The following is a 20,353-nucleotide window of genomic DNA, read 5'->3' as shown; positions in this document are numbered from 1 at the left end:
GCTAGAAGGTAGCGCCTTCAACAAGAAGCCGTATATACGACCGCATCTTAACTTTAATCGCTAAATCACTTTGTAAATACGTGGATTCCATATATGTTTTGGGGCAGAAGCAAGCTTGCCACATACAGTTCTTAGCTTTAAACTAACGTTGAGAGCCTCGGGTATCCCTGCTTTTTCTTGGATGTACTATTTACTGTCTGGCCAGAAGTAATTGTATCGAATTGAACTTGGCTTAATTGCAAAGCAGACCACCGAGGACATATGATAAGTCTAGGTGCTTTCCCTTCCATATACTTTGGTGATAAAACACCCGACGCTGCACACAGAATGTGTTCCCTCTTCGTTTTGAATAACAAACATTCTGTAGCTGTTTACAAAGCCATAGGCATTGCCTGTGGCTTTGTCGTATCTGGGACTAAAAAAACTGGTGCAACAGGCTTACACACAAATTAATCTATTGATAGTTTCTTATGCTCTAAACGTTTAGGGGCAAAGACGATTTACGAAACAACTTGTTTCGCATTTTTGCAAGACCCTCTTGCAAAATTTAGGTATTAAAATTTGTCCAACAGGCTGTTGGACAATTTGGGCATGTAGGGGTTGTTGCAAACTCTGCAACTACTGAGGGTTCCTCGGTAATTGTTCATTAGCTAGTCCTATGGGTTTTACTGTGGCTCCTGAAACGTTGGGGGATCTCTGAGTTACGATGATAGGTACCTATAGTTTTCTAATCTGAGCCATATGTAGCCTACCTAACAGAGAGCAAGACTCTAGATAGTTTTCACTCCACATCGCAACTTGCGCATCGCAACTTGCGATGTGTGATTACTTAAAAGTTTTCAAAGTAAGATTAAAGATTTTAATAATTACAAATCATAACCTTAAGGATGAACCCCGTTGGATCATTGTTGATAATAGTAAGCATTAGAGGGCGAGCATATCACTTAAAAAACGGTCCTAAACAGAGAGGTTTGCTAGTTTATTAGTAACGTTGCTTTTGACACTTCGAGTTATGTTCCTAATTTCGCTAGATCATACATTCAGCGAATTGTCTTCGTATAAGTTAGCTAAAGAGCCCATGGCATTATATAAGTAAATTAGTAGCGAGAGCTTGGAGAAGTTTCCCAGGAAGTAGTGAGTACCAATTGGCCCACATAGAAAATATCAAAAGCTTCACTTCTGTATTCCGGGGGAGGATTAATGCTTATCGATATTGAATGTTTCTGGAGTAATAATTGAGGCCACCCTAACAATGCTGGCATTTTCATGAGACGCGACAAGGCCGGCAATCTCTCGACCAATTCTTTTAAACTTTTTAGTCGAAAAAGAAAGAACATTCACTTTTCTGGTCGAGATTATGCTCAAATTCTAACTTCGACCAAAAGGATCAACTAATAGAGTGCTGTGTTCGACCATGATAATTAAACCTTTTAGTCGAGTGACTATTTGAATTACAGAGGCGTGATAGCTATGAACTGCGTTAGCTTGTTTCTTTGAGGAAGTAAGCTTACTGCATTCGGTTCTTCGCTTTACACTAATAGCGAGAGCCTCGGTTATCCCTGCTTTATTCTTTGAGTTACTATTTACTGTCTGGCCAGAAGTAATGGTATCAATTTGAATCTAGCGTAATTGCAAAGCAGCCAACCGAGGACATACGATAAGCCTAAGGTACTCTCCCTCCCATATTTGGTGATGAAATACCTGGCACCGCACCCAGAATTCAAATTAATGAAAACATTCTGTATGTAGCTGTTATACAAAGCCTGTGGCTTTGTCGTATCTGAAAGTAAGAGCAATTGTGCAAGGACTTCTTGCACAAATTATTTTACTGCTATCTAAATTGATTGAGGCAAAACTGAAGGTTAGCTAGTTTAAAATGGGAAGTGATCTTCTTCATACCCTTCAACCCAAATTACTAGCTTTTCAAGCTCATCACCTTCGGGTGTGCCTGGTTCAGCCACATCAAACAAGGATTCAATTCTTTTCAAAACGGCTTTATAGTCGCTTTCTGAGGGTTCTAGTCCCACTTCATCTAATGAAACTGTAGCAAGCCCATCAGCGTGGGCAGTATTAGGTGTAATACCCTTAAGTAGTTCTTTTTCTGATAGCTTTTTCTTGCTCATAAGTCGTTTCTCGATTCGAAAATGACATTAGATTAGTTTATAGCACAATGGACTACTAGCCGTAATGTAGAACCTTATTCAAATAAATCTCATGTTAATTTCATGCGCTCTAAACACGTCTTGGGGCATAACTGTTTTAGTTGGTAGCTTCGCTCTCCATCTGAATTCTGTGATTGAATCAGTTGTTGCACCTGACGATTAAGTGAATATTCATTCATGGGAAGGGCTAAGTGAAGAAGTCAGATTGAACGGATAACATAGCTACTTACTCGACTAAATAGAAAAATAAACGGCTTATCGTTCTGCTAACATTTGAAGCGATGCACTCCACTAACTCAGATATCAATCACAACATTCAATGCCTTAAATTGACAATATTTATTACTCAAAATCGATATTAGGAAAATGCCGGAGTTTGAGCGCAAGGTGCTCGATTCACTGCGAGAGCCTCTGGAGTCAGGTGAGATCATTATTTCACGCGTGGCAGGCAAGACTCGTTTTCCTGCACGCTTTCAGTTGGTCGGAGCCTTAAACCCAAGCCCGACTGGTTATTACGAAGGCAATCAAGCACGCGCTAATCCTCAGATCATATTGCGCTATCTCAATCGATTATCGGGGCCATTACTGGATAGGTTCGATATGTCATTAGAGATCCCACTATTGCCCAAAGGGATGTTGGCTGAAGGTGGCGATCGTGGTGAAACCACTCAAGTGGTAAAGCAAAGAGTCAAACAAGCGCGCCAGTTGATGCTGTCTAGGAACCATAAATCGAATGCGCTGTTAGGCAGCCGGGAAATTGAAAAGTATTGCCCATTGCGACGCGAGGATGCGGAGTTTTTAGAAACGGCGCTGCATCGATTGGGTTTATCGATTCGTGCTTATCATCGAATCATCAAGGTAGCGCGAACTATTGCGGACCTTGACGGTAACGAGCAGATCGAAAAGAAACATCTATCAGAAGCGCTTGGCTATCGAGCGATGGATCGCTTGCTGAAACAACTCTCGGCTCAAGCTGTGTAGTCATGCCAATCGTAGTAAACAACGGGTCATTTATTTACCACGATTGGTATAAAAACAAGAAAGCCTGCTTTTTACGCAGGCTTTCGTTGTTATGAACTAATGGTTATGAGCGAGCAGTGAAGTCTAACTAGAACTTGTAGTTCAAGCCAACTGAGACGATGTATTGTGATTCATCGTAGAAGGTAATGTTCGAGTCGCTGGTGCCGTAGCCCGCAAGCGAAACAAACGACCAGTTTTCCCAGCCCATGAATTGATCATATTCATACGCGGCAAATAGGTTGATGTTGTCGTCGCTGCGCTTCTTGCTGTAGATAGGGTTGCTTGCATCGTAAGAGCGCTGGTTGTAACCCGCTGTTAGTGCGTATTGGTGACGACCCATACCGCCGAATAAGCTGACTTCACCACCGAACTGTTCATAAGAGGCAGCTTTACCATCCGCAGAACTTGATTGGTAAATCAATGATGGCACTAACATCATGGTGCGACTGATTGGCTGACGATACTGACCTTTCAGGTAGACAGTTTCTGCATCACGTTGTAGAGCTTCTTCAACTCGATCATCTTTCACGTCTTTGGTCGCATAGGCCATGTCTAGCGAGAAAGCTGAACCCGCAATACTGCTTAGCTTCAAACGAAAGGCATTGCCAGTTTCATCGGTCTTTGTGCGAGCTGATGTGGTGTTGTACGGATCAGCCCAGGTCTCACCGGACATGATGGTTGGCAGAAGTGAAGCGTCGATGGTCATGCCTGACTCTAGTTGGTATTTATAACCCAATTCAAGTACCACAGTACCCGTTGCTACGTCATCTCGCGCTGTACCTGTGTAAACCTGGTGGTTTAGTTTTTCACCGAAGGTGTAAGCAACGCTGCCTAAAGGTGCAACAAGGAATGAGCTTTCCGAAGAAGCCTTCTGTTGGTTAGATGAAATGGTGCTGTCAGCATCGGTATTAAAATTTGAGGTTGAAGAAGTAAAACCGGTGTTGATAGATATTTCACCACTGAAGCCTGCTTCATCAGCAAGCTTGGCAAAAGCAGGTGCTGCGGCAACGCTCAGTGCTAATAACGTATATTTAATTTTCATTCAGAGGCTCCTTGCCCCAGTGAGTGGTAGCAACAAATAGCTGTTAATAAAAAGTTATAGAAAACAGCATAATCTAAAGGTTCACTTTATCGCGCACCTTATAAAGGTTTATTAGATAAATGGGAAGTAGAACCGTATCGCGGGCTAAAAATTATGTGTTTGCTGAAGATGATTAAAAAGCGTCAGGCACAAAAAAGGAAGCCGAAGCTCCCTTAATATGGTTTTTTGATTGTTTTTTACTTCTTCAGTAAGAAGTTAACCAATTCAAAATATTCGTCTAGGCTGTTGATGCCTTGTGCTTCTACCAAGTAACGGTTATTCACTACTACTGCTGGTACGCCAGAAAGGCCGCTGTCTTTGAATGCTTTGTCGAAACGACGAACCATTGAATCTACTGCAAAGCCATTGTAAGCCGCGTCAAATTTCTTCGCGTCGATGCCTTCGTCCAAGAAGATTTGGCGTAGTTCTGCTTCATCGCGTGGTGGCTTGTTCATGTTGTGAATGCGGTTAAACATCACTGGTACCATTTTGTCTTCCACTTTAAGCGCAATCATTGTCGCGTAAGCTTTGCTCATTGGCAGACCCATGTTGCCGCCCATGAATGAAACATGGTTCTTCTGTAGCTTCGCGTCAGCTGGTAGCTGTTGTTTTAGCTGCTGGATGATAGGCTCAAAGCTATTACAGTGTGGGCAGTAGAAAGAGAAAAACTCTGTCACCATTGGTTTCTTTGATGCTTCTAGATCGAGAACTTTGTAGTGTTCACCTTCGTTAAATTTCGCAGCGTGAGCTGAAAGGCTCAACATGATCAATGAGAAAAATGCGAATAGCTTTTTCATTTATCCAATCTCCATTATGTTTGAATTTTTATCTAGTTGTATGTTGCGATTGCGTTTACCACTGAGGCATTAACGAAAGTGGTGGCTCTTGCAGGGTAGCAATTTGCTCTTTACAAGCAAGTACTTGTTGCTCCCAATATTTCGGGTCATTAAACCATGGGAAAGCCAAAGGAAACGCCGGATCGTGCCATCGCTTCGCCAACCATGCCATGTAATGCACCATACGTAGACCGCGTAGTGGCTCGATTAGTTTCAGTTGCGAGGGATTAAAATCACAAAACTCTTGATAGCTCTCTAGCAGAATATCCAGTTGCATCAGCTTATCTTGGCGCTCACCGTTAAGCAGCATCCACAGGTCTTGAACCGCAGGGCCATTACGCGCGTCATCGAGATCGACGAACATTGGTCCGTCGCGCCATAGAATATTACCCGGGTGGCAATCGCCATGCAGGCGGATATTCTCAGTATTGCTCGGCCACTGGCTCTCTAATTCTTTAATTAGAAGGTCGACGTCATTGAAGAACGCGTTTTCTAGATGCGTTGGGATAAACTGAGAGTTTTCTAATATCTTACGTGGCTGATACAAGTACTCATCTAGGCTGATGGTCGGACGATGTTGGAATGTTCTTCCTGCACTCGCCTTATGAATTCGACCAAGGAAACGACCTACACCTTCCAATTGGTCTAGGTTATCCACTTCATACTGTCGGCCGCCGACACTTTCAAACAGTGCAAACAGGTAGCCTTGGTATTCGTGCAAGGTCGCACCATTGATACGCATTGGCGGAGCGATTGGCATTTCTTGTTCGATCAGTTCTAACGCGAAGTCGTGTTCTTCTTGGATCTGTGCTTTGTTCCAACGCTGCGGGCGATAAAACTTAACAACGTAGCGTTTGCGATCTTCATCGGTGAATTGGTAGACCCGATTTTCGTAACTGTTAAGAGCGAGAAGCCCGGATTCAGCGCGAACCCCAATGCTCTCCAGTGCGTACCACATGAAGTCAGGGGTTAGGTTATCAAAGTTAAAGGCTTGCATCGTCATATAATAAAAAAGGCTCATTACTGAGCCTTTTTCCATTTATTGGGTTGTTATACCTAGCACTAAGGTGACTGGTATCAGAGCTTCTTGATAAAGCGGCTTTCGACTTCCATCGTAAACTCTTCATTATCCGAGAGTATAAACTGAATTGTTGAAACTGGTGAGCTGAGTTTTTCTGGATCGACTCCCAAACTGATAGGAAGGTTTAAAACCTCACCTGGCTCTACGGTAATGGTTTGTTTACCGTACCAGATAGAATCTGGTAGCCCGCTGACATCAAGCTTGTACTCTTGCTCTTGCTGAGTTTTGTTGATGACTTTCAAGTTGTAAGTATTTTCGACAAGCCCTTGGCTATTGATCTTAAATAGCTGGTTTCTATCCCGTAGAACGCTTAAACCGGCAGGGTCAACACTTGCGATTTGTGCGAAAAATAGACCCAACATAACGATCAGTATTACGCCATAGCCCAAGAGCTTAGGACGCATGACCTTGGTTGAGTGCCCCTCAAGCCTATGCTCTGTGGTGTAGTTGATCAGACCTTTCTCATAACCCATACGTTCCATGGTGTTGTCACAGGCATCAATACACGCGCCACAGTTAATACACTCGTATTGTAGGCCGTCACGAATATCAATCCCCGTTGGGCATACTTGCACGCATAAATTACAGTCAATACAGTCACCCAAGCCGAGTTGCTTGTGGTCGACTTTACGTGAACGAGGGCCACGGCTTTCACCACGTTCAGTGTCGTAGCCCACGATGAAGGTATCTTTATCGAACATAGCCGATTGGAAACGCGCATACGGACACATGTGCAGACAAACAATTGAGCGCATCCAACCTGCATTGGCATAAGTACAACCTGCGAAGAACAGTACCCAAAACACAGGCCAAAAAGTGGAATTAAAGGTAAAGAAGCCAACCACTAACTCTTTGATTGGAATGAAGTAGCCAACAAAAGTGAGACCGGTTGCGATAGCAATAGCCCACCATGCGATGTGTTTGAGTGTTTTCCTGATCGCCAAGTTGGCGGTGAGTTTGTTTGAATCTTGCTTCTTACGTTTGTTAGCCGCACCTTCCAGTTTCTCTTCGAACCAGATGTACATGAAGGTCCAGACGGTTTGCGGGCACAAATAGCCACACCAGACACGTCCTAAGAAGGTGGTTATGAAGAACAAGCCAAACGCCGCAATCATAAAGAGGATGGCGAGTAGCGTCAGATCTTGTGGGTATAGGGTTGTACCAAAGAAGTTGAACTGTTGGCTGCCGATATCGAGCAAGATCGCTTGTCGCTCACCAAATGGAATCCATGGGATAAGCGCAAAAAGTAAAAGTAAGAACCAACCGCCATAACGGCGCAGTTGTTGGAATTTACCTTTGCTTTCTCGAACATAGATTCGGTTACTTGGGTTAAATCGATCTCCATTACCTTTATGTGTCTTGGGATTAAAGGTTTTAGGAGTCACATCTTTGATATCGATTTTATCCTGACTCATGGACTATCCTTTTGGTGGCTATACCCTTCTGCGAGAGTATTGACGACATTGCTTTAAAATATGGTGTTAGAGAACCTAAGCTTCGAGCTTGGTGCATGGGCTGACTTAGCACTGACTCTTATTATTTTAGAAGATTCTTATGGGTGGCGATTATAGCGGCAATCTTGTTGTCATTTCTTTAACGCTATCAACCTTTAACAACAAAAGTGGTAACAGTTGTGACGAAAAAATAGCGAACAGAAACAAAATAAGCGACCGAGTGGTCGCTTATTGAAAGTTTGGGTGATCGTTTTAAGCCGGTTAGATGATACCGCGCGCCTTAAGAATCGCTGTTTTGAAGTCATCTTCTTGGTCTTTTTTAAGACCCGGGATCATTTCATCCTTTTCGCTGTTACGCATTTTTAGATGGTAGATAAGAACATCGTCAGTCAGATCTTCAAGCTTACCTTGGTAGCCCGCTTCTTTTGATAGCTTAATAATGAACTCTAATAAGTTAAGCTCTTGATCTTTCTGCCACTCAGGCTCCATCAGTTCAAGCAGTTCCTCAATGCGGTGACACTTCATACTTTACTTCTCCACAAATTTTATAATGATTTGTGGTTAAGGTATCAAATCGGGTAGGGAATACCAATGTGTAAAGACATTTCAAGGTGGGACAGAGCAAGAAAAAAGCGCAGTAAAAACTGCGCTTTTCGTTAAGCGGCTTTAATTACTTTTGTTGCAGTCGGTGCTAATAAAGCAGTCTTCTGAACGAGAGTCATTGTAGGAGCCAATTTCTTAGCCGTTGGAGCAGCAACAAAGCCACTACGACGACGCATCGCACTACGGTTGGTGTGCGAGAACCTGACAGCTGTTGGGCGCATTAATTTACCTAACGGTCAGGCATATCCATTGCCAATCTAATGGCCTGACTTATCATGAGCTTCGCTTCAATTACTTGAAGAGTCACTCTTCTGGCTTTCGCCAATCCGAAAAATAAATCAGGATAATGATATGCATGCATATCAAGGCTTAGATTATCACTATCTCAGTTATCGATCGACGCCTGAGTGATAATTAAACGATATTAGAGCTAAAATAGTGTGAGCAGTATATTTGAGTTTGAACCTCTTTCAGGCTTAAGATGATGCTTTAAAGGAGGTGCATATGTCGTTCTTGAAGAAAACGTTAGCAAGTTTTGGAATTGGGTCTGCCAAGGTGGACTCTGTATTGCAACAGGAAGTGCTTTACCCAGGTAAGAAGGCGAGCATTATTGTGCATGTCTACGGAGGCGCTCAGCCGCAGGAGATCGATAACATTGATCTCAACTTATGCTGTCGCTACGTCAAAGAAGTTACCGCAAACTCGCAAGGGCAAGAGGGCGGTCATAAACGCCGAATGCACCAGACATACTCGCTGGCAAAATGGAGCTTGCCGTATGCCTTTGTGATTCAGCCGGGTGAAACCCGTGACTTTGAATGTGAGTTTGATGTGCCACTGAACACACCGGTTACGATTGGTGATTCAAAGGTATGGCTGGAAACCGGGTTGGATATTGCGATGGCGATTGACCCATCGGATAAAGACACCTTAACGGTTCGTCCCGACCCACTGCTCGATGGTATTTTTAACGAGCTTGAAGCTCAAGGCCTGCGCATTCGTCAAGTGGAATGTGAAGCGGTCAAAGGCTTTGAACTGCCGTTTGTACAAGAGTTTGAGTTTGTGCCGACGACGGGTCCTTATCATGGCCGTTGGCGTGAATTGGAGGTGGTTGCACACCACGGTGAAACAGAACTCAAGCTGTGGTTTGAGATAGATAGAAATCGCGATGGCGCCAAAGGCATGTTAGCGAGCTTGCTTGGTATTGGTCAGCTACAGCGTCAATTGAGCGTCCCGCTTGATACCTCACCAGAAGATGCCGGTAAGATGGTGGTCGAGTATTTAGAAAGCGCGTCTTAGTTGAATCGCATATATTCACCTAGTCACAACGGTTAGCTTATCGCACATCTTAGAAGTCATTTTGTCATAAAAATTTAAGCTTACACGTGTAAGCTTAATGTGCAATACTAGTCTAATCGAACATTTACTCTAGTAGGATACTCATGTCTGCATCATCAGCCAGCGAATACAGTGACATCGAAGAACGCGCTAATGCGATAACTCATGGCTTGGGCGTGGTGCTTGGTGTGGTTGGCCTGATCTTGCTGTTGATTCGTGCGTTTGACTATCAAGCTGACATGCTGACTATTACCAGCATGGCGGTGTATGGCAGCAGCATTATCCTTCTGTTTCTTGCTTCTACGCTTTACCACTCGATCACCACCGAAAAAACCAAGCGCTTACTCAAAACCTTCGATCACTGTGCGATTTATTTGCTGATCGCGGGCAGTTACACGCCCTTTTTATTGGTCGGTTTAAGAACCCCTCTCGCAATGGGTTTGATGGCGGTTATCTGGGGAATTGCGCTGGTCGGTATTATCATGAAGATAGCATTCGTGTACCGATTTAAGCGCCTATCGCTGTTCATTTACTTAGCGATGGGTTGGCTATCTTTGATTGTGGTTTATCAATTAGCGATGAACATCGATATCGGTGGTTTGGTGTTACTGGCAGTTGGCGGGGTGATTTACTCGCTGGGTGTGATTTTCTATGTGGCAAAACGCATCCCTTATAACCATGCCATTTGGCACCTGTTTGTGTTGGCGGGCTGCGCTTGCCATTTCTTCGCTATTTATCTGTACGTGACACCAGTTTAGCGAGTCAGCACTTCAACGATTTCAGCTTTGATTTGATACTCTGGGTATTGATCAACAGCTAGGTTAAGCGATGTACCTTCGGCATCGGTTTTTGGTCGAAGGTAGGTATCTGCCATACGCTTTATCGACTTCCAAACCGCTACTGTTTTCTCTTCTAATAACTCCCCACGTGGTGAATATACACCTAACTTCAAAGACACTAAGATGACAGCCTGTGTGCCTTGGTTAGTAATAGCCGTAGGGATGATCAGCTCGCCGTCTTCATAGCGACTTGCACCTAGTACAACATCCACTCCTGATTGAGATAGCTGTAAGCTTGGCTTTTTGCTATCAACAACAATCGTCGTACCACGCACATTAGTCGCGATTGGGACAGCTACAACCGGCGCTGCTGCAACAGGCACTGCGATTTCTGATGTTGTTGCCGTTTCCGTTTGTTTCTGTGCCACGTATTGCCACGTAAAGTCATCTTTTAGAAGTATCTGTTTACCATCTTGCAGAGTTACCATTTGGTCGGCGAATGCAGAGCTGCTAAGCAGTGCGCTTGCGATAAGTAGGTATGATTTCATCTGTGTTTCCTTAAATATTCGCGTAATTAGCGTCGCCAAAAGGCTGGAAAAAATAGAACAATTAACGTCAGTATCTCAAGTCGGCCCATCAGCATCCCTAAACTTAATAACCACTTAGCGGCGTCGGGCAGTGGTGCAAAGTTCCCCGTTGGACCGATCACGCTGCCCATGCCTGGACCAACGTTGGCAACGGCTGTGATAGCGCCAGATATACTGGTCACAGGATCAAGTCCCATTGCGCTCAAGCCGCCTGCAATTAAGATAATCGTGATAAAGAACATCAAACCAAATGCCACGAGTGAACGTACAATATCATCATTCACAGGTCGCTGATTGTAGCGTTGAACAAACACGCCCGATGGGTGAATTAGCTTCATCATTTGTTTGTGGAGCATGGTCATCGCGATCTGGAAGCGGAAGATTTTGATACCGCCAGAGGTTGAACCCGAGCAAGCGCCCGCCATCATTAGGAATGCAAACAAGGTAGTTGGTAGTGCACCCCACGCGGTGAAGTCTTCTAAACCAAAACCGGTTGTGGTGACGACTGATACGATGTTGAACATCGAAACACGCATCGCATCCATGACTGTGTAGCCATCTCTCATGACCAACCATGTGGAGATCACGGCACTGGTGACTAAGAACAGGTAAGTGAAGCCTCTGACTTGCGCATCTTTGTAGAGTATTGAGAGCTTTCTGCCTCGCAGTGCGCTAACAAACAGTAAGAACGGCAGGCCGCCAAGGAACATGAACAGGGTTCCGACCCAGTGAGCACTGTTAGAGAAGTGGTTCATCGAGCCATCTGATGTTGAGTAACCACCCGTCGACAGTGTTGTGAAGGCATGATTGATCGCATCGAAGATGCCCATGCCTGCAAACAGATAGCTAATGATGCATAAGCCAGTCAGAACCAAATAAACCGCCACGATGTTCTTCGCGACTGTTTTCGCTCGTGGGCTGCTTTTATCTGACCAATCGGATGATTCGGTTTGGAACAGGCGCATACCACCAACGTTGAGCATTGGCAGAACCGCTACCGCCATAACGATGAAGCCGATGCCGCCTAACCATTGCAGTATTGAACGCCATAACAGAATGCTTGGTGCCATGCTGTCTAAGCCGCTTAATACGGTTGAGCCTGTCGTGGTGATACCAGACATGGTTTCAAAATAGGCGTCAGTGAAGCTGATGTGGTTGATGAAGACAAACGGCAGTGCAGCAAAGGCACTGGCAATCGTCCAGACCAGAGAGGTGATCAGGAACATGTCCCGCACCCCAAGTCGGAACTTAGCGGAGCGGCCCAAGCTCAAGCAGATGAACGCCACAATGTGCGTGATCACTACCGATTGACCAAACTCGAGGAAGCCACCGGTGCCAGTAAAAAAGGCAACCAATGTAGGGATGTACATGAAAAGGGCGAGTTTTGATAACACTAACCCTATCACTAATAATATCGGACGAAAGTTGACCATAGCTTAATAGACCATCGCTTTGTGTCGGAGCGTCGTTCCCACAAAAAGAAAGTTGCGAGAACGATGCTTACGAGAACAAGGCTATAAGAAGAACGGGCTCGGTTGGAATAGAGACTCAACATCAGGTACGTATTTCTTGTCCACTAGGAACATCACTACGTGGTCATCTTGTTCGATTACGGTTCTATCGTGCGCGATAAGTACCTCTTCTCCGCGAACAATCGCACCAATGGTGGTGCCCGGTGGCAGTTTGATGTCGCCAATCGCTCGGCCAACAACCTTAGACGTGGTTTCGTCACCGTGAGCAATGGCTTCAATCGCCTCAGCAGCACCGCGACGTAGAGAGGATACGTTTACGATATCAGCACGACGAACGTGAGTAAGTAGCGCAGAAATCGTCGCTTGTTGTGGAGAGATAGCAATATCAATCACGCCACCCTGAACAAGGTCGACATAAGCGCCACGCTGAATCAGCACCATTACTTTCTTGGCACCCATTCGCTTCGCCAGCATCGCTGACATGATGTTGGTTTCATCTTCATTGGTTAGAGCGATGAACACATCAACTTGATCGATGTTCTCTTCGGTCAGCAGTTCTTGGTCGGCAGCATCACCACAGAATACGATGGTGTTTTCTAATTCTTCAGATAGTTTCTCAGCGCGAGTGTAGCTGCGCTCGATAAGCTTGATGCTGTAGCTCTGCTCTAGGCGCTTTGCCAAGCTTGCACCAATGTTACCACCGCCAACAATCATGATGCGTCGGTACGGTTTCTCGAGGCGTTGCAGTTCACTCATTACTGAGCGAATGTGGTTACTTGCTGCCACAAAGAAAACCTCATCATCGGCTTCAATGATGGTGGTGCCTTGTGGGCGAATTGGGCGACCTTGACGGAAGATCGCCGCAACACGAGTGTCGATGTGCGGCATGTGCTCACGCAAAGCAGACAGTGCGTTACCGACCAGTGGGCCACCGTAGTAGGCTTTTACCGCTACTAGGCTCACTTTTTGTTCAGCGAAGCTCACAACTTGCAATGCACCAGGGTATTGAATCAAGCGCTCGATGTAGCTGGTGACGAGCTCTTCGGGTGCAATCAGGTGATCGACTGGGATTGCACCTGATTTGAAGAGTGCTTCTTTCTCTTCTAAATACTGTGGAGAGCGGATACGGGCAATTCGGTTTGGCGTATTAAACAGAGAGAAGGCAACCTGACATGCGGCCATGTTGGTTTCATCCATGTTGGTTACGGCAACCAACATGTCGGCATCTTGCGCGCCCGCTTCACGTAGTGTGTTCGGGTGGCTGGCATAACCGTTTACAACCCTAAGGTCGTATTTGTCCTGAAGTTCACGAAGTCGGTCGGCATTACGGTCGACGATTGTGATGTCATTGTTTTCACCCACTAGGTTTTCAGCAAGGGTACCGCCAACTTGTCCAGCACCTAGAATAATGATCTTCATAGCCTTTCTCTTATTTTTTGCCGTTGTAATTCTAGTGCTCTCATTTCGCTTTGATAATGCACTAGAAAGAAACAGCGGCTAAGAAATAAATTCTTAGCCGCTGTTAGTTGTTATGCCTGTTTTACTAGAACTGCGTAGTAGAAGCCATCCATATCTTCTTCACCAGGCAGTATTTGACGACCCGGTTTTTCGATATCAGACCCAACTAGCGTTGCGTTCTCGGTACGCTCTAAGAATGCTTTCACTTGCAGCACGTTTTCTTGCGGCGTGATAGAGCATGTCGCATAAACCATGGTGCCGCCTTCTTTTAGCTGGCGCCACATTGCATCCAAAATCTCACTTTGCAGCTCTGCTAGTGCATCAATATCAGAGGAACGGCGTAGCCACTTAATGTCAGGGTGACGGCGGATTACACCGGTCGCTGAACATGGAGCATCAAGTAGGATGCGATCGAACTGACTGCCAGTCCACCACTCTTCAGGGTAGCGAGCATCACCACAGATTACGTCGGCACGTAGTTGTAGGCGTTCAAGGTTATCGTAAACGCGGTCTAGGCGTTTAATATCACTGTCGATTGCAACCACTTCAGTGTCTTGAGTATGTTCAAGAATGTGTGCAGTTTTACCGCCAGGTGCTGCGCAGCAGTCTAGGATTAACTCACCATCTTTTGGTGTTAGGAAATCAACGGAAAGTTGAGCTGCAGCGTCTTGTACTGATACCCAGCCTCGGTCGAAACCAGGAAGCAAAGTAACATCACAAGGTGACGCTAATTTTATGGCATCAGCCGCTTCAGGGTGCAGTGTGTATTCAATGTTTTCGTTTTTAAGCAGTTCAACATACTCGTCACGAGTGTGGTGTTGGCGGTTTACGCGCAGCCACATTGGTGCCTTGCTGTTGTTTGCTTCAACCAATTGCTCCCACTGATCTGGGTAGCTTTCTTGAAGCATTTTTAGGATCCAGCTTGGGTGGCTGTATTTGCCCGCATTTTGGCTAACGGCTTTCTCATCTAGCTCTTCTTGATCGCGTAGGTAGCTGCGAAGCACTGCGTTGATCAAACCACTGAGGCTTGGGCCGCGCAGTGTTTTGGTTGCTTCAACTGTTTCAGCAACGGCAGCATGCGAAGGAATGCGCATAAAGCTCAACTGGTAAATGCCTACTAAGATCAGGTGGTGGAATACGCGCTTTTTACCTTTAAGCGAGTTTTCCATCAGTTCGTTAGCGATTGACTCTAAGCGAGGCAGGTAACGAAGTGCGCCGTAGCAAATCTCTTGCAGTAGAGCATGGTCTCGCGGGCGGATCGTTTTTTGAGCCGCAGGGAGAGCGTGTGAAAGAGAGTGGCCTTTATCGACAACTTGGAATAGGACATTTGCAGCAGCAGCGCGAACATTCATGAGGGGTACCGAATATTTATTTGAATACATGAGGGCATCTCTGCCCTCGTAAAGGTTTTCTAAACTGTGTTTTTACAAGCTACACGTTTTTAAGTACATATTGAGTAGCTTTAAAGCGGTTAAGAAAGTTGAGTACCAACTTCAAACCAGCTTGCACGTGAGTTCAAGATGTCTTGAACTGACATGGCTTTTTTACCTGGAACTTGTAGCTGTTCCAGTACTAGTACTTTGTCGCCAGTCGCAACATAAATACCAGTCTTATCTGCTTTGATGATTGAGCCAGTTGGCGCAGATGTCGATTCTTCATCAACACGCGTCTGCCAAACTTTAATGCTTTTTTCATCATTAGAGCTGCTATCAACAATCGCAAAGTGACTCATTGGCCACGGGTTGAAAGCGCGCACACAACGTTCGATGTGTTCTGCACTGTCATTCCAATCAATTTTTGCTTCTTCTTTGCTCAGCTTCTTCGCGTAGTTAGCAAGTTCGTCGTCTTGCTTCTCAGCAATAGCTTTACCAGAAGCGATGTCTGCTAAGCACTCAACAAGAGCGTCAGGACCAAGGCCAGCCAACTTTTCGTACATTGACGCACTGGTATCTGTAGATTCGATTGGTAGCGTTGCGATGCTTAGCATATCACCGGTATCTAGGCCGATATCCATCTGCATGATCGTCACGCCAGTCTCTTTATCACCCGCCCAGATAGAGCGTTGGATCGGAGCAGCACCACGCCAGCGCGGTAGGATAGAGCCATGTACGTTGATACAACCCAAGCGAGGCGTATCTAATACAGCTTGTGGAAGAAGCAAGCCGTAAGCGACAACAACCATGATGTCAGCATTCAAATCTGCTAGCTCTTGCTTAGCTTCATCTGACTTGAAATTTTCTGGTTGGTAAACCGGAATATTGTTTTCAAGTGCGATGTTTTTTACTGGGCTCGCCGTCAGTTTTTTACCGCGGCCTGCTGGACGATCTGGCTGTGTGTAAACAGCAATAACTTCATGCTCCGAAGACAACAACGCCGCCAAATGACGGGCGGCGAAATCCGGAGTACCTGCGAAGACAATTCTTAAAGATTGACCCAAGGTAGACTTCCTTCTTAATTTAGTAATAGCAGCGGTTATTAACCTTGTTTCTCGTTGAAACGTTTAATCTTCGCTAGCTTATCTTGAATACGTTTACGCTTTAGTGGCGATAGGTAATCAACAAACAACTTGCCTTCTAGGTGGTCAAGTTCGTGCTGAACACAGATAGCCAGAAGGTCGTCAGCGTCGAATGTGAATTCGTTGCCTTCACGGTCTAATGCTTTAACCGTTACTTCTGCAGCGCGAGGTACTAGAGCTCGAGCGCCTGGAACAGATAGACAGCCTTCTTCGATACCATCTTCGCCACGTTTGTCGGTAATTTTAGGGTTGATCAGAACCATAGGTTCGTCACGTGTTTCTGAAATATCGATAACAACGATGCGCTGGTGGAAATCTACTTGCGTTGCAGCAAGGCCGATACCTTCTTCGTCGTACATGGTTTCAATCATGTCATCAACGAACTTTTGAATCTCTGGGGTAACTTCTTTTACCGGTTTCGCCACGGTACGTAGACGATCATCTGGTAATGTTAATACTTGTAATACAGACATATACACTCGAAATATTGAACTGTGCCGAAACAGCTTAAACCTTGTTGGCTCAATTCTAGACATTTTAGAGGTCAAATGACAGCATCCTGAAGGTAATTCTCTAATCAGATGTCATATATTCAGACCAAGGAACCTAGGTCATGCGTCATTTTTTCCCCGCTTTATCTCTTATTTGTGCCTCGCTTTCGTTCGCCGCTATGGCTGAAAATAGTGAACAACCTTTAACCATTAAACAAGGAGCACCCGAAGCGTATGTGGTGGTGAAGGGCGATACTTTGTGGGATATCTCCGCGATGTATCTTGATAGCCCATGGCTGTGGCCGAGGTTGTGGCAGGTAAATCCTGAGATAGAAAACCCTCACCTTATTTACCCCGGAGATAAATTGTCTCTGGTTTGGATTAATGGCGAGCCTGTATTGAGCCTCAAACCCTTCATCAAGTTAAGCCCTAAGATTCGTGTCTCTGAGAAGAAAGCTGTGCCTACCGTGAATGAAGGGCTTGTTTTGCCGTATCTACAATCTGATCGCTTGGTTGAGCAGCAAGATATTCAATCGGCTCAACGAGTATTGGGGACGAGTGATGGTAAACGTTTCTTATCAGGTGAAGACCGACTATTTATCTCGGGCAATCAGCAACATCAAAGATGGGGTATTTACCGTTCTGTCGAAACTTACCAACGACAGCAACCTCAAGCTAGTATGACTTCTTTGCGTTTGGTCGCCACGGCGCGCTTGAAAGAGGTGGATGCTGAGTTCAGTAGTTTACAGATAGAGACTCAACGGCAAGAAGTACTGCTCAACGACCTCGTGTTACCAGAACTTGGCGTTGGTCAGGTGAAGCTCTCAACCACGTTTTATCCTGTGCCTAGTGCTGCGGGTCAGTTTGCTAATATCTTGGGTTCGTTAGATGGCAGCCAATACAGTGCAAAGAATCAGGTCGTGGTTATTAACAAAGGCTCACAGGATAATCTTCGCCAAGGCTCTATGTTTACGCTCAGCGAAAGCGGCGCTGTGGTGTTTGGTAAGCAAGGTGAATACAGCTATAAAGAATCATCAACGAGCGATAAGGTTCAGTTGCCAAGTACCTCACTCGGTAGTTTGATGGTCATTCGTCCTTATGAGTATTTTAGCTTGGCCTTGATCACTCAGAGCTCTAAGCCTGTTAGCAATGACATTCTGGCTGTATCGCCTCTGGGTCTGGCTTTGAAGGAAGATGCTAAGGGCTCCGAGTGAATGAGCAACAACTGAGCGCTTGGCTAACTCTAAGTTTTGTTCCGCAACTGGGTGGCAAGCGCCTTTCTCGTCTGCTTAGTATTGATTCTCCTTTTAATATTGTTGGCTACTCAAGTCAGCAGCTTCAAGCGATGGGTTTGTCTGCTAAGCAAATTGCCTACCTAAGAGAGCAAGCCCCAAGAGAAGTGGAGGCTTGCCTAGAGTGGCAAGTAAGACAGCCCAACCATCACATCATTACCCCGAATTGCTCGCATTATCCCAAACTGCTGAATGAGACCGCCTCTGCGCCGAGCGTGCTTTTCGTTAAAGGTCACGTTGAAAAACTGATTGAGCCTCAAATCGCTATGGTCGGCAGTCGCAATGCCAGTCTCGAAGGGTTGCAAACCGCGAAGTCCTTCGCCAAAGAGTTCGTCCAAAACGGTTTGATTGTCACCAGTGGCTTAGCGCTCGGTATCGATGGCTATGCTCATGATGGTGCTCTAGATAAAGGAGGGGAAACTTTTGCTGTATTGGGTTCTGGCTTGGATTCCATTTACCCTGCGCGGCACAGAAACCTGGCTGATAGGATTTGTGAAAATGGTGCGCTGATTTCAGAGTTTCGCCCAAGCGCAAAGCCACGACCTGAACATTTCCCTCGGCGTAACCGTATTATAAGTGGATTGTCGCTCGGAACTTTGGTGGTTGAGGCAGCTGAAAAGAGTGGCTCTTTGATTACAGCTCGCTATGCCATGGAGCAAGGTCGAGAGGTGTTTGCGCTGCCAGGCTCTATTCATAGTCCAACCAGCCGTGGCGGCAATAGCTTAATTAAGGCTGGTGCATGTTTGGTGCAAAATGCTCAAGATGTTCTGATCGAAATAAAGAGTCTGTTAGACTGGTCTATCGATCAGCAACCCAGCTTGTTCGAACCTACGCCCAGTATGGGGGAAAATGAACAATTGCCATTTCCACAGCTGTTAGCTAACGTAGGGTTAGAGGCGACACCCGTTGATATTTTGGCACAGAGAACCCATATACCTGTGCATGAGGTCATGATGCAGCTTTTAGAGCTTGAGCTCTCAGGGCATGTTGTTGCAGTTTCCGGTGGCTATATTCGAAAGGGGAGAGGCTAAGCTATGATGATGGACATACTGATGTACTTGTTTGAAACCTACATCCATAGCGATTCTGAATTGCAGGTGGATCAAGATGAGCTGGAAGATGAGCTTCTTCGAGCGGGGTTTCACCAAGATGATATTTATAAGGCCCTCCATTGGTTAGAAGATCTTGCGGCATTGCAAGATACCGAGAACCAAGCGGCGATTAGTGTGTGTTCCAATACCTCGATGCGTATTTATACCAGTCGAGAGATTTCACGTATTAATATGGAGTGTCGAGGTTTCTTACTGTTCCTTGAACAGATCAATGTACTCACGACAGAGATTCGTGAAATGGTGATTGATCGTGTGATGGGGCTTGAGACAAACGAATTTGAATTGGATGATCTGAAATGGATTATCTTAATGGTGCTATTTAATGTACCGGGTAATGAAAGTGCTTACACGCAAATGGAAGAGCTGTTGTACACCAAAGAGCAAGGTATCTTGCATTAATACAGGCTTGTCATGAGTAGTAAGATTGATAATCAGCTTTTTTCAGCACATGAACATGCACTAGAGCATGAACCATGTCCACAGTGTGGTGGAGAGCTTCAGCTTCGCCATGGTAAGCACGGCCCATTTTTAGGCTGTAAGCAGTATCCGAGCTGTGATTACATCAAGCCGTTGCATCAAAACGATGGCCATGTGGTGAAAGAGTTGGGTATACCGTGTCCTAAATGCCAAAACGAATTGGTATTAAGGCAAGGCCGCTTTGGGATGTTCATTGGTTGTAGTAGCTACCCAACATGTAATCACATCGAATCTTTGGATCAACCAAAAGAACAACCTGAAGAGCAGCCACTTGTTGCTTGTCCTGAGTGTGGTAGAGGCCATTTGGTTGAGCGTAAATCTCGCTATGGCAAAACCTTCTATGCTTGTGATAACTACCCTAAGTGTAAGTTCGCAGTTAACCAACCACCTATTATCGGTCGTTGTGAAGAGTGCCAGTTCCCGTTGTTACTTGAGAAGAAAACAGCCAATGGAACCAAGAAACAATGTGCTGATCGCAAGTGTCACCACATTCAATCTCAATAACCTGATGTTATAGAAAAAAAACGGCGCTCACTGAGCGCTAATGCCGTTCACTTAAGAGTGAACGGCATTTTTGTTCTTAGCATACCGTTGTGGT

At 45.4% G+C, this 20,353-nt stretch carries 19 protein-coding genes and 1 pseudogene; 7 read left to right on the top strand and 13 right to left on the bottom strand.

Annotated features, from left to right (window positions below):
- Positions 1-1,871: 1,871 nt before the first annotated feature.
- On the bottom strand, positions 1,872-2,123 hold the full coding sequence (locus ED652_RS20995) for a hypothetical protein (RefSeq protein WP_122056052.1): 252 nt from the start codon (positions 2,121-2,123) through the stop codon (positions 1,872-1,874).
- A 402-nt stretch (positions 2,124-2,525) separates the two neighbouring features.
- Here ED652_RS20995 and ED652_RS20990 point away from each other — a divergent pair.
- Positions 2,526-3,143 (top strand): annotated as a pseudogene (locus ED652_RS20990) (ATP-binding protein); the annotation flags it as partial.
- A 127-nt stretch (positions 3,144-3,270) separates the two neighbouring features.
- Here the strand turns inward: ED652_RS20990 and ED652_RS20985 are convergent.
- The 6 genes from ED652_RS20985 to ED652_RS23830 form a co-directional block, all read right to left on the bottom strand.
- Complete coding sequence (locus ED652_RS20985; RefSeq protein WP_122056051.1) at positions 3,271-4,224, bottom strand: DUF2860 domain-containing protein; 954 nt, start codon at positions 4,222-4,224, stop codon at positions 3,271-3,273.
- A gap of 236 nt (positions 4,225-4,460) precedes the next feature.
- On the bottom strand, positions 4,461-5,060 hold the full coding sequence (locus ED652_RS20980; protein ID WP_102308446.1) for a thiol:disulfide interchange protein DsbA/DsbL: 600 nt from the start codon (positions 5,058-5,060) through the stop codon (positions 4,461-4,463).
- Between the two features lie 55 nt (positions 5,061-5,115).
- Positions 5,116-6,102: a serine/threonine protein kinase gene (locus tag ED652_RS20975; protein ID WP_065104220.1), complete on the bottom strand. Its 987-nt coding sequence runs from the start codon at positions 6,100-6,102 to the stop codon at positions 5,116-5,118.
- 74 nt (positions 6,103-6,176) lie between these two features.
- Positions 6,177-7,595 carry a cytochrome c oxidase accessory protein CcoG gene (gene ccoG / locus ED652_RS20970; protein WP_017109665.1) on the bottom strand — a complete coding sequence of 473 codons (1,419 nt, stop codon included), beginning with the start codon at positions 7,593-7,595 and terminating at the stop codon, positions 6,177-6,179.
- A 300-nt stretch (positions 7,596-7,895) separates the two neighbouring features.
- Positions 7,896-8,159, bottom strand: coding sequence for a YihD family protein (locus tag ED652_RS20965; protein WP_017109664.1), 264 nt, complete (start codon positions 8,157-8,159; stop codon positions 7,896-7,898).
- A 131-nt stretch (positions 8,160-8,290) separates the two neighbouring features.
- Complete coding sequence (locus tag ED652_RS23830) at positions 8,291-8,458, bottom strand: hypothetical protein (RefSeq protein ID WP_004735761.1); 168 nt, start codon at positions 8,456-8,458, stop codon at positions 8,291-8,293.
- 283 nt (positions 8,459-8,741) lie between these two features.
- Here ED652_RS23830 and ED652_RS20960 point away from each other — a divergent pair, with 283 nt between their 5' ends.
- Together ED652_RS20960 and ED652_RS20955 are read left to right on the top strand one after the other, a co-directional pair.
- Entirely contained in the window at positions 8,742-9,533 is a 792-nt protein-coding gene (locus ED652_RS20960) for a sporulation protein (RefSeq protein WP_122056050.1), read from the top strand.
- 143 nt (positions 9,534-9,676) lie between these two features.
- Positions 9,677-10,330, top strand: a complete 654-nt coding sequence (locus ED652_RS20955; RefSeq protein ID WP_017109662.1) for a hemolysin III family protein — start codon at positions 9,677-9,679, stop codon at positions 10,328-10,330.
- Here the strand turns inward: ED652_RS20955 and ED652_RS20950 are convergent.
- The 6 genes from ED652_RS20950 to def all read right to left on the bottom strand — a co-directional run bounded on the left by ED652_RS20950 (position 10,327) and on the right by def (position 16,856).
- Positions 10,327-10,899 (bottom strand): DUF3157 family protein, encoded by a 573-nt coding sequence (locus ED652_RS20950; protein ID WP_122056049.1) that lies wholly within the window; start codon positions 10,897-10,899, stop codon positions 10,327-10,329. The genes ED652_RS20955 and ED652_RS20950 overlap by 4 nt on opposite strands.
- 26 nt (positions 10,900-10,925) lie before the next feature.
- Positions 10,926-12,371 carry a TrkH family potassium uptake protein gene (locus tag ED652_RS20945; protein WP_017109660.1) on the bottom strand — a complete coding sequence of 482 codons (1,446 nt, stop codon included), beginning with the start codon at positions 12,369-12,371 and terminating at the stop codon, positions 10,926-10,928.
- A gap of 81 nt (positions 12,372-12,452) precedes the next feature.
- On the bottom strand, positions 12,453-13,859 hold the full coding sequence (trkA, locus tag ED652_RS20940) for a Trk system potassium transporter TrkA (RefSeq protein ID WP_122056048.1): 1,407 nt from the start codon (positions 13,857-13,859) through the stop codon (positions 12,453-12,455).
- 80 nt (positions 13,860-13,939) lie between these two features.
- Entirely contained in the window at positions 13,940-15,220 is a 1,281-nt protein-coding gene (rsmB, locus tag ED652_RS20935; RefSeq protein WP_122056047.1) for a 16S rRNA (cytosine(967)-C(5))-methyltransferase RsmB, read from the bottom strand.
- Positions 15,221-15,339: 119 nt separating this feature from the next.
- Positions 15,340-16,305, bottom strand: a complete 966-nt coding sequence (fmt, locus tag ED652_RS20930) for a methionyl-tRNA formyltransferase (RefSeq protein ID WP_122056046.1) — start codon at positions 16,303-16,305, stop codon at positions 15,340-15,342.
- A gap of 38 nt (positions 16,306-16,343) precedes the next feature.
- Positions 16,344-16,856 carry a peptide deformylase gene (def, locus tag ED652_RS20925; protein WP_216821915.1) on the bottom strand — a complete coding sequence of 171 codons (513 nt, stop codon included), beginning with the start codon at positions 16,854-16,856 and terminating at the stop codon, positions 16,344-16,346.
- A gap of 140 nt (positions 16,857-16,996) precedes the next feature.
- Here def and ED652_RS20920 point away from each other — a divergent pair, with 140 nt between their 5' ends.
- From ED652_RS20920 to ED652_RS20905, 4 genes are read left to right on the top strand one after another with little or no spacing between them, the layout of a single operon-like run.
- A complete protein-coding gene (locus ED652_RS20920) occupies positions 16,997-18,088 on the top strand; it encodes a LysM peptidoglycan-binding domain-containing protein (RefSeq protein WP_122056044.1) in 1,092 nt (363 codons plus the stop codon).
- On the top strand, positions 18,085-19,197 hold the full coding sequence (gene dprA, locus ED652_RS20915) for a DNA-processing protein DprA (RefSeq protein WP_122056043.1): 1,113 nt from the start codon (positions 18,085-18,087) through the stop codon (positions 19,195-19,197). The genes ED652_RS20920 and dprA overlap by 4 nt, the downstream gene beginning before the upstream one ends.
- 3 nt (positions 19,198-19,200) lie before the next feature.
- Positions 19,201-19,677, top strand: coding sequence for a DUF494 family protein (locus tag ED652_RS20910; protein ID WP_009848094.1), 477 nt, complete (start codon positions 19,201-19,203; stop codon positions 19,675-19,677).
- Between the two features lie 12 nt (positions 19,678-19,689).
- On the top strand, positions 19,690-20,259 hold the full coding sequence (locus tag ED652_RS20905) for a type I DNA topoisomerase (protein ID WP_122056042.1): 570 nt from the start codon (positions 19,690-19,692) through the stop codon (positions 20,257-20,259).
- The last annotated feature ends 94 nt before the right edge of the window (positions 20,260-20,353 follow it).

This window comes from Vibrio sp. Evd11, assembly GCF_900382755.1.
Lineage (GTDB): Bacteria > Pseudomonadota > Gammaproteobacteria > Enterobacterales > Vibrionaceae > Vibrio > Vibrio lentus.
The sequence above is the reverse complement of the archived record's forward strand: the minus strand, read 5'-3'. Positions and strand labels throughout refer to the sequence as shown.

Coding starts and splice junctions, on each gene's coding strand:
- ED652_RS20960 (WP_122056050.1), top strand. CDS start 8,742: ATGTCGTTCTTGAAGAAAACGTTAGCAAGTTTTGGAATTGGGTCTGCC.
- rsmB (WP_122056047.1), bottom strand. CDS start 15,220: ATGAATGTTCGCGCTGCTGCTGCAAATGTCCTATTCCAAGTTGTCGAT.
- ED652_RS20945 (WP_017109660.1), bottom strand. CDS start 12,371: ATGGTCAACTTTCGTCCGATATTATTAGTGATAGGGTTAGTGTTATCA.
- ED652_RS20985 (WP_122056051.1), bottom strand. CDS start 4,224: ATGAAAATTAAATATACGTTATTAGCACTGAGCGTTGCCGCAGCACCT.
- ED652_RS20965 (WP_017109664.1), bottom strand. CDS start 8,159: ATGAAGTGTCACCGCATTGAGGAACTGCTTGAACTGATGGAGCCTGAG.
- ccoG (WP_017109665.1), bottom strand. CDS start 7,595: ATGAGTCAGGATAAAATCGATATCAAAGATGTGACTCCTAAAACCTTT.
- ED652_RS20920 (WP_122056044.1), top strand. CDS start 16,997: ATGCGTCATTTTTTCCCCGCTTTATCTCTTATTTGTGCCTCGCTTTCG.
- ED652_RS20910 (WP_009848094.1), top strand. CDS start 19,201: ATGATGATGGACATACTGATGTACTTGTTTGAAACCTACATCCATAGC.
- ED652_RS20950 (WP_122056049.1), bottom strand. CDS start 10,899: ATGAAATCATACCTACTTATCGCAAGCGCACTGCTTAGCAGCTCTGCA.
- ED652_RS20955 (WP_017109662.1), top strand. CDS start 9,677: ATGTCTGCATCATCAGCCAGCGAATACAGTGACATCGAAGAACGCGCT.
- def (WP_216821915.1), bottom strand. CDS start 16,856: ATGTCTGTATTACAAGTATTAACATTACCAGATGATCGTCTACGTACC.
- ED652_RS20980 (WP_102308446.1), bottom strand. CDS start 5,060: ATGAAAAAGCTATTCGCATTTTTCTCATTGATCATGTTGAGCCTTTCA.
- ED652_RS20905 (WP_122056042.1), top strand. CDS start 19,690: ATGAGTAGTAAGATTGATAATCAGCTTTTTTCAGCACATGAACATGCA.
- ED652_RS23830 (WP_004735761.1), bottom strand. CDS start 8,458: ATGCGCCCAACAGCTGTCAGGTTCTCGCACACCAACCGTAGTGCGATG.
- ED652_RS20995 (WP_122056052.1), bottom strand. CDS start 2,123: ATGAGCAAGAAAAAGCTATCAGAAAAAGAACTACTTAAGGGTATTACA.
- ED652_RS20975 (WP_065104220.1), bottom strand. CDS start 6,102: ATGACGATGCAAGCCTTTAACTTTGATAACCTAACCCCTGACTTCATG.